This is a genomic window from Clostridioides sp. LIBA-7602, from assembly GCF_056688945.1.
In genome coordinates this window covers 1,343,111-1,357,843 of the sequence record NZ_CP196991.1, presented here as the reverse complement: position 1 = coordinate 1,357,843, position 14,733 = coordinate 1,343,111, and the positions used below count along the sequence as shown (strand labels likewise).

The 14,733-nt window shown below is 27.6% G+C and carries 12 protein-coding genes; 6 read left to right on the top strand and 6 right to left on the bottom strand.

Annotated features, from left to right (window positions below; translation table 11 throughout):
* The first annotated feature begins 30 nt into the window (after window positions 1–30).
* The 6 genes from ACTG45_RS06550 to ACTG45_RS06525 all read left to right on the top strand — a co-directional run bounded on the left by ACTG45_RS06550 (window position 31) and on the right by ACTG45_RS06525 (window position 5,864).
* Window positions 31–1,191, top strand: a complete 1,161-nt coding sequence (locus tag ACTG45_RS06550) for a sensor histidine kinase (protein WP_021384006.1) — start codon at window positions 31–33, stop codon at window positions 1,189–1,191.
* Window positions 1,184–1,828, top strand: a complete 645-nt coding sequence (locus ACTG45_RS06545; RefSeq protein ID WP_021384005.1) for a response regulator transcription factor — start codon at window positions 1,184–1,186, stop codon at window positions 1,826–1,828. The genes ACTG45_RS06550 and ACTG45_RS06545 overlap by 8 nt, the downstream gene beginning before the upstream one ends.
* Window positions 1,829–2,017: 189 nt before the next feature.
* Window positions 2,018–2,953, top strand: a complete 936-nt coding sequence (locus ACTG45_RS06540) for an ABC transporter ATP-binding protein (protein WP_021384064.1) — start codon at window positions 2,018–2,020, stop codon at window positions 2,951–2,953.
* A 13-nt stretch (window positions 2,954–2,966) separates the two neighbouring features.
* Window positions 2,967–4,064, top strand: a complete 1,098-nt coding sequence (locus tag ACTG45_RS06535) for an ABC transporter permease (protein ID WP_479920029.1) — start codon at window positions 2,967–2,969, stop codon at window positions 4,062–4,064.
* Window positions 4,065–4,066: 2 nt separating this feature from the next.
* Window positions 4,067–5,131: an ABC transporter permease gene (locus ACTG45_RS06530; protein WP_479920028.1), complete on the top strand. Its 1,065-nt coding sequence runs from the start codon at window positions 4,067–4,069 to the stop codon at window positions 5,129–5,131.
* A gap of 238 nt (window positions 5,132–5,369) precedes the next feature.
* Window positions 5,370–5,864, top strand: a complete 495-nt coding sequence (locus ACTG45_RS06525) for a CarD family transcriptional regulator (protein ID WP_021384042.1) — start codon at window positions 5,370–5,372, stop codon at window positions 5,862–5,864.
* Window positions 5,865–6,001: 137 nt separating this feature from the next.
* Here the strand turns inward: ACTG45_RS06525 and ACTG45_RS06520 are convergent, their stop codons facing one another.
* From ACTG45_RS06520 to brnQ (ACTG45_RS06495), 6 genes are all read right to left on the bottom strand, one after another.
* The gene (locus ACTG45_RS06520; protein WP_021384021.1) at window positions 6,002–6,250 is read right to left on the bottom strand and encodes a hypothetical protein; all 249 of its coding nucleotides are present in this window, start codon (window positions 6,248–6,250) and stop codon (window positions 6,002–6,004) included.
* Between the two features lie 65 nt (window positions 6,251–6,315).
* On the bottom strand, window positions 6,316–7,332 hold the full coding sequence (locus tag ACTG45_RS06515) for an alpha-hydroxy-acid oxidizing protein (protein WP_021384023.1): 1,017 nt from the start codon (window positions 7,330–7,332) through the stop codon (window positions 6,316–6,318).
* 58 nt (window positions 7,333–7,390) lie between these two features.
* Entirely contained in the window at window positions 7,391–8,158 is a 768-nt protein-coding gene (locus tag ACTG45_RS06510; RefSeq protein ID WP_021384056.1) for a ribonuclease HII, read from the bottom strand.
* A 70-nt stretch (window positions 8,159–8,228) separates the two neighbouring features.
* Window positions 8,229–10,421, bottom strand: coding sequence for an adenosylcobalamin-dependent ribonucleoside-diphosphate reductase (locus tag ACTG45_RS06505; protein WP_021384063.1), 2,193 nt, complete (start codon window positions 10,419–10,421; stop codon window positions 8,229–8,231).
* A 571-nt stretch (window positions 10,422–10,992) separates the two neighbouring features.
* The gene (brnQ, locus tag ACTG45_RS06500) at window positions 10,993–12,285 is read right to left on the bottom strand and encodes a branched-chain amino acid transport system II carrier protein (protein ID WP_021384037.1); all 1,293 of its coding nucleotides are present in this window, start codon (window positions 12,283–12,285) and stop codon (window positions 10,993–10,995) included.
* A 1,134-nt stretch (window positions 12,286–13,419) separates the two neighbouring features.
* Complete coding sequence (gene brnQ / locus ACTG45_RS06495) at window positions 13,420–14,712, bottom strand: branched-chain amino acid transport system II carrier protein (protein WP_021383960.1); 1,293 nt, start codon at window positions 14,710–14,712, stop codon at window positions 13,420–13,422.
* Between the last annotated feature and the right edge of the window lie 21 nt (window positions 14,713–14,733).

Genomic DNA, 14,733 nt, shown 5'->3' with positions numbered 1-14,733 from the left:
AAAGTTTATTTTTATGGAGGAATGTCTTTAATGAACAGAAAAAAATTATTTATTTTTATACGATATTTATCTCTATTTATATTACTTGTAAGCTATTTGAATAATGCTGAAAATACATTGTATCCAGTTATAACAATAATTATATTATTTCTAATAATAAATAACCAAGTCAGATTTTTTTCTTTATCAAATGAGAATAAATTTATACTTATTTCTTATTTTTTAGAGCTTATTTTAATTTTTATATTGTACAATTATACAAAAACTTTTAATTCACTATACTTTGTTCCTTTAGTTTTGGATGCCTCATTTTTAATAAAGGAAAAGTATAAATACATATTATTCTTTTTAGTTATAATATCTTCTTTTATTATTGGTTTAGATAAAAGTGTATATTTAGCACTAGAATCAAGTTCTATATTACTAATTATTACTATACTTTCTATGTATCTAGAAAGTGAGAATTTATCTAAATTATACAATCAAAGTCTTTACGATAAACTCCGTGTTTCTAAAGATGAATTAAAAAAAGCTAATGCTGATTTAGAGATTTATGCAAGTTCTATAGAAGAATTAGCAATTTTGAAAGAAAGAAACCGTATATCGAGAGAAATACATGATAGTGTTGGACATTCTCTTTCTACAACAATAATTCAATTAAGTGCTATAGAAAAGCTCTTAAAAGACAAACCTCTCATTTCTGATTTAGTTCATGAACTTAGAGAATTTGTGACTGAAAGTTTCCAAGATGTAAGAAGAGCTATATCTGAACTAAAACCTGTTGAATATGAAAATTATCAAAATTTACTTAAAATCAAAGAACTGGTTAAAAGCTTTATTAAGCTTACAAATATCAACGTTAGATTAACTATATCAAAAAATACTTGGAACCTATCTAGAAATCAATCTATCGCTTTATATAGACTCGTTCAGGAATCGCTTTCCAACGCATCAAGACATGGAAAAGCAACTGAAATTAGAATTTTTATAACATTTAATCCTTCAAATCTTATAATTACTATCAGTGATAATGGTATAGGATGTAACAATATAAAAAAAGGAAATGGACTTAGCAGTATTAGCGAAAGAATATATGAATTAAATGGCAAAGTTGAATTTGATAATTCTAATACTGGATTCACAATTAGAGCGTCTTTTCCTAAATTTTCAGGAGGTGATTTTTTTGAATAAAATCAAAGTTCTTATAGTAGATGATGAAAAATTGATTAGAAAAGGTCTTAAGATTATTTTATCATCTTATGACGATTTAGAAATTGTAGGAGATGCTTCCAACGGATATGAAGCATTAGAATTCTGTAAAAAAAATGATGTAGACATAGTCCTTATGGACATTAGAATGAAAGTTTGTGATGGAGTTCTAGGTACAAGACTTATAAAAGAATACGATAGTTCCATAGCGTTATTAATTTTGACAACCTTTAATGATGATGAATACATAAAAGACGCTATGAAGTTTGGAGCTTCAGGATATCTTTTAAAAGATAGTTCGGACGAAGTATTACACGAGGGGATTCGTTCCTCGTTTTTTGGCAATATTGTACTTGATAAAAGTGTTGCTGAAAAAATCATGTCCCCTGAAAAAACTATAGGACAAGAACATATTTCTGATATGTATAATTTAACAGAAAAAGAAATATCCATAATTAAATTAATTGCAAATGGACTTAATAATAAAGAAATTAGCCAAGAATTATTCTTATCTGAAGGTACAATAAAGAATAATATCACTAATATCTTGGGAAAACTAGGACTTCGTGATAGAACTCAACTAGTTATATTTGCCTTCAAAAATAAAATTGTAATATAGATATATATGTAAGAAACCTATACTCTTAAAAAATTTCTTACTTACAAACTTATTTATAATAAATAAAAATATAAAGTGACTTAAGTCACTTTTTTTAGTGACTTATAGTAATAGAATTATGATTCATAATTCTTTATTATAGTATTATAGATTTTTAGCTTATACAAAATTACTTTTGGAGGGATTATTATGGATATAGTCAGAGTAAATAACATAACAAAAAGATTTAACGATAAATTGGCACTTGATAATATCAGTTTTTCTGTTAAAGAAGGGGAGATATTTGGACTTATTGGACCAAATGGGGCTGGTAAGTCTACACTTATAAATATAATTACAAATCTTATGTTACCAAATAGTGGTGACATTCAAATCAATGGTTTAGATTTGTCAAAAGATTATATAAAAGCAAAGTCTATAATAGGATTAGTTCCACAAGAATTAGCACTTATGGAAACCCTTACTCCTTTTGATAACTTAGAGTACTTCGGAGCTTACTATGGTTTAAAGGGAAAATTGCTTCAAGAGAGAATCACCGAAGCCTTAGAAGTCACAGGACTTACTGATGTTAAAAAGAAAAAAATAAAAAAATTATCTGGTGGTATGCAAAGGAGATTAAACATTGGAATAGCACTCTTAAATCATCCTAAAATATTAATATTAGATGAACCAACGGTAGGTGTTGACCCCCAATCAAGAAATCATATTTTCAATTTTATTAAAGATATATCTGAAAAACAAAAAACCACGGTAATATATACTTCTCATTATATGGAAGAAGTTGAACATCTTTGTTCTAAGATTTTTATTATGGATGAAGGCAAGGAGATTGCTTTTGGAGATAATAATTATCTAAAATCATTAGTATCTACACATACAAAATTAATCATGGAAATTAAAAATATAAATGCTCAACTTATATTCGATTTAAAAAATATCAAAGGTGTGATATCTGTTTTAGAAAATAATTCATTAGTAGAATTGGATATAGATAAAAAATTGCAACTTACAGATGTGCTATCTGTTGTTGAGAAAAATAATTCAAAAATAGTACGAATTTCTTATGAAGAACCTAGTCTAGAAGATGTGTTTTTAAATCTAACAGGTAAAAATCTAAGAGATTAATGGAGGTGATTTTATGAGATTATACATTAGTGTAAAAACTATGCTAAAAGGTTTAAAAAGCTCTTTTATACTTAATTTAATATATTTCTTAGCCTTACCTCTAGTCTTAGCTGGGTTTCTTGGAATGGTGACAGAAAGCATGTTTCAAAACCCTATAAAAACAGATTTGACATCAATTGTTATATATGACAAAGATGATACAAAGCTATCAAATAATCTGACAAGATACTTAAAGAATGACTTATCTTCTATATTAACAGTTCAAAAAGATAGTTCTAATGCAGATTTAAAACTCACTATACCTAAAGGATATGAGAGTAATTTATTAAATGAAGAATCAAATACTTTAAGTGTGGAAAAACTTGGAACTCGCGATGATATTGCAATATTACTTCAAGACATATTAGATACTTATCATGAAAAATTATATTTAAATAATTCGCAAAAACTAAGTTCAGAAGATTTCTCTAAATTATTTAACAAGAATTCTATTGATACTTCTATAATAAAAAATAATGTCAAACAAAACTCTTATGAGTACTTTGCTTTAGTTTCTCTGGGATTTCTTGTAATAATTTTTATAATGAATAATATTTTAGCAAATTACGTAAGTGAATCAAAAGGACTTTCAAAAAGACTTTACTCTATGCCTATTACTAGAGTACAATTCTTAATTTATGATTTTGTAGGATTGTGGATTTATTCATTTATCTTCTTGTTATTATATGTTTTATTCTTTAGAATACTTGGGATAACATTTAAAGGTAACTTTGCCATATTAATTTTACTTTGTGCTTTATCTTCTTATTTTATGACTTCAATATCTACTTTTGTAACCGCCTTTTTTAGTAAGAAATATGGTACAGTTATTGTTTACACATTACTCTTCTTACAGACAGTTTTTGGAGGTATTCTCAGCATGGTAAATGATATATTTACTAAGTTTACAAGTTTATCTCCTACTTATTTAATAGGAACATTATTCAGTAATTATGAGACATTTAAAACTATCGATTCAATAGGAAACTTAATTTTTATATGTCTAATTGCATCTACAATATTGATTGCACTTTCTATTGTAAAAGAAAAATATAAATGGAGGGAGATTTAATAATGATTAGATTAATTATTGCAAACATAAAAAGATATATAAAAAATCATGCTCTTTTAGTTAACATGGTTCTGTTTCCTGTTATATTATTAATGTTTTCTCTTAACTTTTTTACTGGTAACTCAGAAAATCAATCAATGTACTTTTCTCCAGTAGCAATTGTATCTAATTCTTCTGGAAAATATGAACATAAGTTAATAGATGGTTCTAAATTAAAAGAAAACTCATTTGGATTAGACGAACAAGATAAGGCTATGAATTTATTAAAAAATAATAAAGTTTCTGCTGTCTTCATTTTAGATGAAAATTTTTCAAACAATATAGATAACTTAAAACGACCTGTAGTTAAATGCTTTAAAACTGAAAGTGGCGGAGGTAGTCTTTGGGCAGAATCACAAATAGAATCTTTTATTACTAATTCATTAAAATTAAAAATAGATAGAAACATAGATGATAAATTTACAAGGACAAATATAATTGATAACAGTCCAAATAAGAATAAAAATTCATTTTTAATAGTCTTCTTAATATGTTATTTTATGTATATTAATGCAGCACATCTTGCTTCTGATTTATTCGCATTAAAAAAATCTAATACCTTAAAAAGACTTGTTTCTACAAGACATAAAGATATAAAAATCATTTTCAGCATATTTTTAGGGTTATTTTTTATTCAAGCAATTATATACACCTTAACTTTAGTATGCTTCTCATTTATAAGTGATTTTAAATTGACTTTAAACACATTAATGATTGTACTAGCAAATAGTTTTGTTGCTACTGGATTTGTATTTTGGATAGCTAGAGTAACTAAAAGTGAAAGTTCTATAAGTCTTATGTCTACATTTTATTCTTTAATAGGTTTAGCTATATCTATATCTAGTCTAATACCATCACTTGATAAATTATCCTTTATGGTTAATCTTTCAAAGCTTACACCATTTTATTGGACTATAGACGCTATTAATAATGATAACATATTAATAAATATAATTGTTTTAATTTTTATTGGAATGGTCTTTGTAACAGCTGGAAGTCTTAAGTTAAGAGATTTTGCTAAAAATTAATAATTACTAAGCATAGTTAATGTACAGTTTTATAAAATACTAACATAATATTTCAATACGTTAAATCGTTTTATCTTATATTTTTATAGTTATTTTATATTTATTTATCACAAACTTAATATTATATATTAATATTTTTGACTTGTCAAGTATTTTGTGATATAATATTGAGTATTAGATAATTAAAGCATTGTACCCAAATTGCAATATCTAAAATTCAGTTTGGAGGTATAACTATATGTATAATATTGGCGAAAGTGTGATGTATCCAAAAGAAGGTGCTTGCTATGTAAGTGATATTGTAACAAAAGAAATAAATCATAATATACAGAAATACTATGAATTAACTGTTATTTTCAATAGCAATCTTAAAATTTTGATTCCAGTTATAAGTGCTGGCAAGATTGGCATACGTCCAGTTATGAATGAAAATGAAGTTGATGATTTTATGCAATCTATTGATAAAACAGATGGTGTATGGATTTTTGATAGAAAGAAGCGACTTAAATTATACCAAGATAAATTTCATTCAGGAGATGTTTTTGAGATTGTAAAATTGATTAAGATGCTTATGATACAAGATTGTTCAAAGCAATTATGTAGTACAGATAAGGACTTTCTAAATAAGGCTCAAAGGTTTGCTTTATCAGAATTAGCTGCAGCTCAATCCAAGTCCTATACAATTGTATTAGATGAAATGAAAAAACATATACTAAATTTGAATAAAAATTAAGCACGTAAAGCACTCTCTTTTACTTTAAACTGCTCAATCTATTATTGATAAAATTATCTTAATTAGATTGAAATTTATACTCAAATAAAAAAACTAAGAGCAAATCATATTTTTGATTTACTCTTAGTTAATAAAATTTAATCTTCTGCAAGTTCTTTTTTTTCTTGTAATAACACACCTAGCTCATTTGCTTCTAAAACTTGTGCCTCTGCAATATCAAGTAACTCTTGTTGCCATTCCACACATTTATCTTTGTAATCAAAAGGTAGCGTTCTGTCAACTATGTACTTATCAATACAACCCTCCGCACTTTTAATTATTTCTTTTCTTTCATTAATAAATTTCTCCAATTCTACTAAGGCTTCTTCATAAGCTTTTTTACTCATATAAATTCCCCCTTTGTACAATTATTCTACATTAAAATTATTTTTCCTCTTTTTTGTATAAAATTTTATTTGTATATAACTTTTCCATCAATATCTTTTATAGTTTGACATCCAGTTAATATCATAGAACCACTTAGTTCTGATTGAAGCTTATTTACATAAGTTTCTACACCATCAGTTGCTCCACCAAATGAAGCAGTCACAAAAGGTCTTCCTATTAATACTGCATCTGCTCCTAGACCTATCATCTTTAATACATCTAATCCTGTTCTAACTCCACCATCTGCAAGTATTGTAACTTTGCCTTTAACAGCATCAGCAATCTTTGGTAAAACTTCACATGCTCCTGGTGTACAATCTAATACTCTTCCTCCATGATTTGATACAACTATGGCATCTACACCTGCTTCAACTGCCATTAATGCATCTTCAACAGTCATTATTCCTTTTAATATAAATGGTAGTTTAGTAGAGTTCACCAATTCTTTTATTTGTTCAACATTTTTAGGAAGTACTGGCTTTCCATGTAGCGATAAAGTCACTAGACCACAAGCATCTATATCAACTCCAACTGCAAATGCACCAGCTTCTTCAGCTAGTCTTATCTTTTTTATAATATTTTCATTATCCCAAGGCTTAATAAATACAATCCCATCACCATTATACTTTTTAACTACATCTAAATTTTCCATTAAAAAAGCATCTACTGCTGTATCTCCAACCATCGCATAAATCCCACTTTTAGCACATCCTGCAACTACTGGTTCTATGTAATCTCTTTCACTAATTTTTCCACCCATATTCAAGGTAGTTCCTGTTACTGGAGCTGCGAATATAGGTGCACTCATTTTTTTCCCAAATATCTCTATAGATGTATCAGGATTTGAGACATCATGTATTACTCTCATATTTACTTTTACTTTTTCTAAACTCTTACTATTTTCTATAAAAGAAGAACCACTTCCTTTACCTCCCATACCAGGAACTTCCCCTGCACAAACAACTCCATTACAAACCTTACAAACTTTACAACTTCCATTTAAATTTTCTCTAGCATTTTTTAATAATTCATTATACTCCATCTTTAATCCCCCCATTTATTATAGTAATTTATATCATATACATTATATCATATTGTATTTACAGTATATTTTTCAAAAAACTTTTCCTATGTATAGGAGTTATTCCATGTTTTTCAATGGCTTCATAATGTTCCTTAGTCCCATACCCTTTATGAGATTTAAAACCATATTCTGGATAGACCCTATCATATTGATACATTATACTATCTCTAGTAACCTTAGCCAATATACTTGCTGCTGCTATTGATATAGATTTTGAATCTCCTTTTACGATTGGATTTTGAGCTATGTCAATTCCTGGTATTGTCGCTGCATCAACCAATAGATAATCTGGTGCTTGTTTTAAACAATTTATAGCTTTTTTCATTGCCATATAGGTAGCATTCAATATATTAAATTCGTCTATTTCTTCATTATTTACTATACCTATTCCATAGTCTAATGCTTCTCTTTTTATTACTTCAAAAAGTTCATCTCTTTTTGCTTCACTTAGTTTTTTAGAATCATTTACGCCTTCTATTTTTGTGTCTTTTTTAAATACTACTACAGAAGCTACAACAGGTCCAGCAAGAGGTCCTCTTCCCGCTTCATCAATTCCTCCAATATATAAATAACCTTTATTGTAACCTTCATTTTCAAATATATTTATAGTTTCTAATCTTTCTTCTTCTCTTCTAATATTGTCTAATTTTTTAGCTAGTTTTACAGCTAAGCTTTGAACAGATTTTCTGTCATCGACTCTCAATAGTTCTATATATTGCATATATTTTTCTACTTCTAAAGTCTCAATTATTTCCTTAATCTCCCTCACGCTTTTATTCTGCATACAATTCCCTCATCTTTCATTTGTAAAAATATAAGTTTTTAAATCTATTAAAATTTTGCTAACACAAAGTTTAATTACATCCACTATATCCACATTTTAAGCATATACTACAACCACCTGTATGTGCAATTCCTTCACTTCCACACTCAGGACACACAAATTTCTCATCTTCTTCAAAATTTTTATTTATTATTTTTTTGGATTCTTCATCTTTATTATCTTTTTCTTTTTTATTATTTTTATAACATTCTTTTTTATTATCTTCTTTTTTATTATTTTCTTTATTGTTTTCTTCCTTTTTTTCATTTATTAAAATTCCACTCCTTTTGCATCCATCTCTAAATATTGTCACCCCTTTAAGACCAGCCTGCCATGCCTTAATATATATATTGAAAACATCTTCAACTGTAGTTTCAAAGGGAATATTTATTGTAGATGATATAGAAGCATCAATATATTTTTGCCATACTTTTTGCATGTTTATCCTTTCTTCGTATCCTATATTCATTGCAGTTACAAAGAACTCTGGTAAACATTCTTCATCTGTAATACCTTTTTTATCCATATATTCTTTAACGATTGGAGTATATACTTTGTAATATACATCTTCGTCATGTAAACTCTCAGTTTTTCTTATATATGAAAGATTAAATATAGGTTCTATTCCACCACTAATTCCTATCATTGTAGATATAGAACCTGTAGGAGGTATAGTTAATAGTTGTGAATTTCTAAGCCCATATTTTTTAACCATTTCCTTAGTATCATCATTTAAATTTTCTATAAAAAACTTAGACTTGGATATATTTTCATATTTATACTCACTAAAAGTTCCATATTCTTTGGCAATTAAGGCTGATTGCTTTACAGCTTCATTCAACATAGTTTTACCAATTAAATCACATAATTCCAAAGATTTATCAGAACCATATCTTATTCCCATCTTTATAAGCATATCAGCTATACCCATTACTCCTAAACCTATCTGTCTATATTTATGTACACTATCTCTTTGCTCTTGTAATGGATGTAAGTTTAATCCCTCATCTAACACATCATTTAAAGCTACCACAGCTTCTCTAACGCAAGATTTTAATTTATTAATATCAAAGGTAGCATGTTCACCAAATGGTTGTATTACAAACTCTGACAAGTTTATTGAACCAAGCAGACAACTTCCTCCACTTGGAAGTGGCTCTTCTGCACAAGGATTTACTCCTGAAAAGCAAAAATTCTTATCTTCGCTCATAAAATTATAAGTTCTTATTTTGTCCCAAAATAATATACCTGGTTCTGCATAATCCCAGTTATTTTTCACAAATTTATTAAACAAATCATATGCATTTACTATCTTGACTATTTTTTCTCCAGTAGTTTCAACTTCAAAAGTACAATTATACAGTTTCTTTTCCTTTACAGCTTGCATAAATTCATCTGTTACTCTTACAGAAATATTTGCTTTAGTAACTTTTTCTAAATCTGTTTTTATATCTATAAACTCTTCTATCTCTGGGTGGTTTACGTCCATAGAAATCATAAGAGCTCCTCTTCTTCCTCTTTGACCAATCAAACCAGTTGTCATGCTGTAAAGTTCCATAAAAGAAACTGCTCCAGTCGTGTGTTTTGCAGCATTATTAACTTTTGCTCCTTTTGGTCTTAACTTTGAAATATCAATTCCAACGCCTCCACCATAGCTAAATGTTCTAGCAAGTTTTTTTGCAGTATCGAAAATATCTTCTATACTATCTTTTGGTGGCTCTATTACATAACAATTAGAATATGTTACTTTTTTACCTTCTTTCTGCAATCCTCTATTTGCTAAAATCCTTCCAGCAAATAGAAATCTTTTCTGTCTTATTAATTTTGAGATTCTAGGACTATTATTTGAGATTCTCTTTATCCACTCATCAAAACTCTCACCATTATTTCTATACTTATTCTTCCATATTGATTTTTGCAGTTCATCAAACTCCCAAGCTTTAGTTCTTATTTCAGAACGTCTTTCTCTATATAATATGTAGTGTTTTGCTATATCTTTTCTATTTGATTCCATAAGTAATACTTCAACTATATCTTGGATTTCCTCTACGGATAAGCATTTTTCCATAGAATTATAATCTTTAGCTATTTTTCTTGATATATCATATGCTAAATCTCTATCCACTCCACCTTCACTATTTATACTAGCCTTATAGACAGCATCTTCAATCTTACTTTTACTAAAAAGTTCTTTTGTACCATCTCTTTTTATTATGTACTTCATTTTTAGACCTCCAATAAATTAGTATTAAATTAATACACCTATTAACTATAACTCTAAACAAACTTTTTTATATGTTTGTATTTTTTCAGATTAATTATCTAGCATAATATATATTATACTATTTTATATTCAATATAACACTCCTTATAGTTCTCTCAACTTTTAAAACAATTTCTTAAAAAAATCAAAAATAATATAAAAAAGTATATAAAAGTCCAATTCTACTTTTATATACTTTATATTTTTTATGTTTTTATTGTTTTAACTTTTATTAATTAATAAGTATCTAAATAATAAATTCTTTATTTTTTCTTTATATATATATAGCAATAATTTACATTTACATTAAATATTTTTAGTAAATATAATTTTATTTTACTTATAGTTTTAAATCATCCTTTTTATTTTACATGCTATTATAAATCATATTACTGCTAATGTTATAAAATTAAACAAATAACATATTTTCAATCTTAAGCAATTTAATAATACTTGCAAATATTACAAATATAAAAAGGAATTGCCTCTATAATTTAAAGGCAATTCCATAATTATCAATTATTCTTTATTATTATGCAGTTTTACTGCTTTTAGATGGAATAAAGTTTCCTATTATTCCTGCTATTACAACTGGAACTATCCAGTTAAATCCTAATGAAGCGAATGGTAAGCTATTAACTAGAGGAATATTTACACCAAAGCTTGTTGCAACTGTTAACACACTTACTAATAATGCCATATATGCAGCACATTTGTATACATTGTCATTTTTAATTTGGTTACTAAATAATGCTAGTATAACTAGAGTTATAGTTGCTGGATATACCATACTTAATATAGGAGAAGAGAATTTTATTATTGTACTTACTCCAAAGTTTGATATGATTGCACTAAACACACAAACTACTATAACTATATGCTCATACTTTAATTTCCCATCTGTAAGTGTTGAGAAATATTGACCTGCTGCTGAAGAAAGTCCTATAGCTGTTGTTAAACATGCTAATGCAACTATAATAGCTAATAAGATTTTACCTGTAGTTCCAAGTAAAGATGCTGTTATTGCAACTATTAAAGCTGTTTGTTGAACATCTTGTCCATATGCTTGAGATACAGTTGCTCCAAGATAACATAATCCACCATAAACTAGTGCCATACCTATTACTGCAATAACACCTGCGCTTACTGTAGCTTTCATCTTTTCTTTTTCACCTGTATACCCTTTAGCTATTACTGACATGATTATAATTGATGCAAATACACTAGCTGCTAATGCATCCATTGTTTGATAACCTTGAGTTATACCTTCTGCAAATACATTTTGTATTAAAGAACTGTCTCTTATTTCTCCTAATGGAGATATGATACCTTTAACGATTAATACTGCTAAAGCTATAAGTAAAGCTGGAGTTAATATTGACCCAACTATATCTACAACTTTTGATGGTCTTATTGTTAGAAGTAATACTATAGCAAAGAATACTATAGAAAATATTACTGGGCTTATTCCTGAACCTATTGTAGGTAATATACCCATCTCATAAGTTGTTGCTGCTGTTCTAGGTATTGCCAAAAGTGGACCTATACAGATTACCATTGCACATCCTAATGCAATACTTAATCCTTTACCTGCTCTTGAGAACATCTTTGATGTGTCTCCATTGAACTTAGTTGCTGCTATAACTGCTAATAATGCCAAACCACCATCTGCGAAAAGGAATCCTATGAAAGCTACTAGCCAACTACTTCCGGATAAAACTCCTAGATATGGAGGGAATATTAAGTTCCCAGCACCAAAAAACATTGCAAATAGTGCAAATCCAATTACAATTACATCTTTAAACTTGATTTGTTTCTCACCCATTTAAAGCACCCCCATTTGAATTTTACTACTTTTTTTACCTTCTACTACATTTTACTAAAAAATAAGTCCAATCTCTTCTTAAATGAAAACCTTTTGACGAGATTTTATTTAATTATACATTTTTGACTTAAACTTGTCAATTATGTTTCATAATTTATAAAATCTTCGCAATATTTAATACAACTTTCTTAATTAAATAAAATCAACCTGTATACTTTAAACATGACTGGTTTTTCATTTTTTTACTAAGTTTTCTTGACAAAATTAAAAATTCTAACTTTTTTGAATTTTCTAAATTTTACCATTTTTTGAATTATTCCTAATTTAAGTTGCTTTATGTAATACTGTATATCACCCTCCTTACTATTTTTATATAATCTTTTTAATTCAGTTTAAATTTTAAATATTTTGTGTTTATTATATAATTCTAAAAAAAAGCCGTCAATATGATTTTTAATTTTTTAAATTTTCAAAATTATGATATCTAAAAAATCGTTTTCCTTTTGTCACAACTCTTATTTACGTTAATTCTTGTAGGATTTTGTATTTATTTTGCTAAATTAACTCCTAATTTTATTGAATAACCGTTCTACACCTATAGATTTTTCACTTCTTTTTTATGCTTGAAATCGTTTTTTCTGAAAATTCCTTATTATGATTTACAATCTTACTTTTCTTCATCGTAATTATTTTCTAACTTCCAACTTACTTAAACTTTGCAGTTGCTAGTATCCACGTAAACATACTTATATTTCAAAATTAACTAAAAATTCTTAATATATACCTCTATAAAAACAATTTAGTGCTTTGCTCAATTCATTTATATATGTAAATGACTTAAATTTTATTTTATTATTTTATTATTGTTATAATTTTATTTATATAATATTTTTGTAAAAATCAGCTACTACATATAACTAAACTTATAAAATTCATCCAAAATTCTTTTTTTAATCTTTATTATTGTTAAAAAATAAACTATATATTTTTTCTAATATTTTCTTATATTTTTACATCCAAAAGCAAACAATTAGTATAGAAACTAAAAATAAAAGGAGTTATCTATATAAATAATTTAATTTATTATAGATAACTCTTTTATTTATAGGTAATTATATTTTAATTAAATAAAGTTTAATTTGTTCCAAGTGTATTAGATTGACTCTTTGATGGTATAAAATTACCAATTATTCCAGCTATTATAACTGGAACCACCCAGTTAAATCCTAATGAAGAAAGTGGTAAAGAATTTACTACAGGAACATTTACTCCGTAAGTAGATATAACTGTCAATATACTTACAAGTAGTGACATGTATACTGCTCCTTTGTAAACATTATCATTCTTAATTTTTTCATTGAAGAATGCTAAAATTATTAAAACAATTGATGGTGGATAAACTATACTCAATATAGGAGATGCTATCTTTATTATAGTTCCAACACCAAAAGATGCTACTACTGCACTGAATACAGATACAGCTAATACTATTTTTTCATAACTTAATTTACCTTTTGTAAGTCTAGAGAAATATTGTCCTGTAGCAGATGTAAGACCTATAGATGTAGTTAAACATGCTAATGATACTACTATTGCTAAAATCGCTTTCCCAACATTACCAAGTAATCCTTGTGTTATATTTACTATTACTTGTGATTGTACTGCATCTGTTCCATACATTGTTGATACAGTTGCTCCAAGGAAACATAATCCACCATAAACTATAGCTAGACCTCCACAAGCAAGTACACCAGCTTTACCAATCATTTTTAATTTCTCACTAATAGAAGTATATCCTTTTTCATTTAAAGACACTATCAACACTGATGCAAGTGCTATCGCTGCAAAGGCATCCATCGTCTGATATCCTTGACCTATACCTTCTGCAAATACATTAGGTATCATAGGCTTATCTATTATCTCTCCAAGAGGAGATACAACACCTTTTATAATTATAAATGCTAAAGCTATTAGAAGAGCTGGAGTTAAAAATTGTCCAACTATATCTACGACCTTAGAAGGTCTTATCGTTAATACATATGATATCGCAAAATAAACTATACAGAATAATAACACTGGAATCGAAGTTCCAAATAAAGGCATCATACCCATTTCATAAGTTGTTGCACCTGTTCTTGGTATAGCTAGGAATGGTCCTATGCATAAAATATCTGCACAACCTATAAGAATACCTAATTTCATACCACATCTTTTAAACATTTCAATTACGTTTCCATCGAATTTAGCTGTAGCCATTACTGCTAGAAGTGCTAAGCCAGCATCGGCAAATGTAAATCCTAAGAAGGCAATTAACCACTCTGGACCTGTAATTATTCCCAAGTATGGTGGAAATATTAAGTTACCTGCTCCAAAGAACATTGCGAATAATGCAAATCCAAATACTATAATATCCTTGGTCTTACCCATTATAAAATCCCCCTTTTTAAC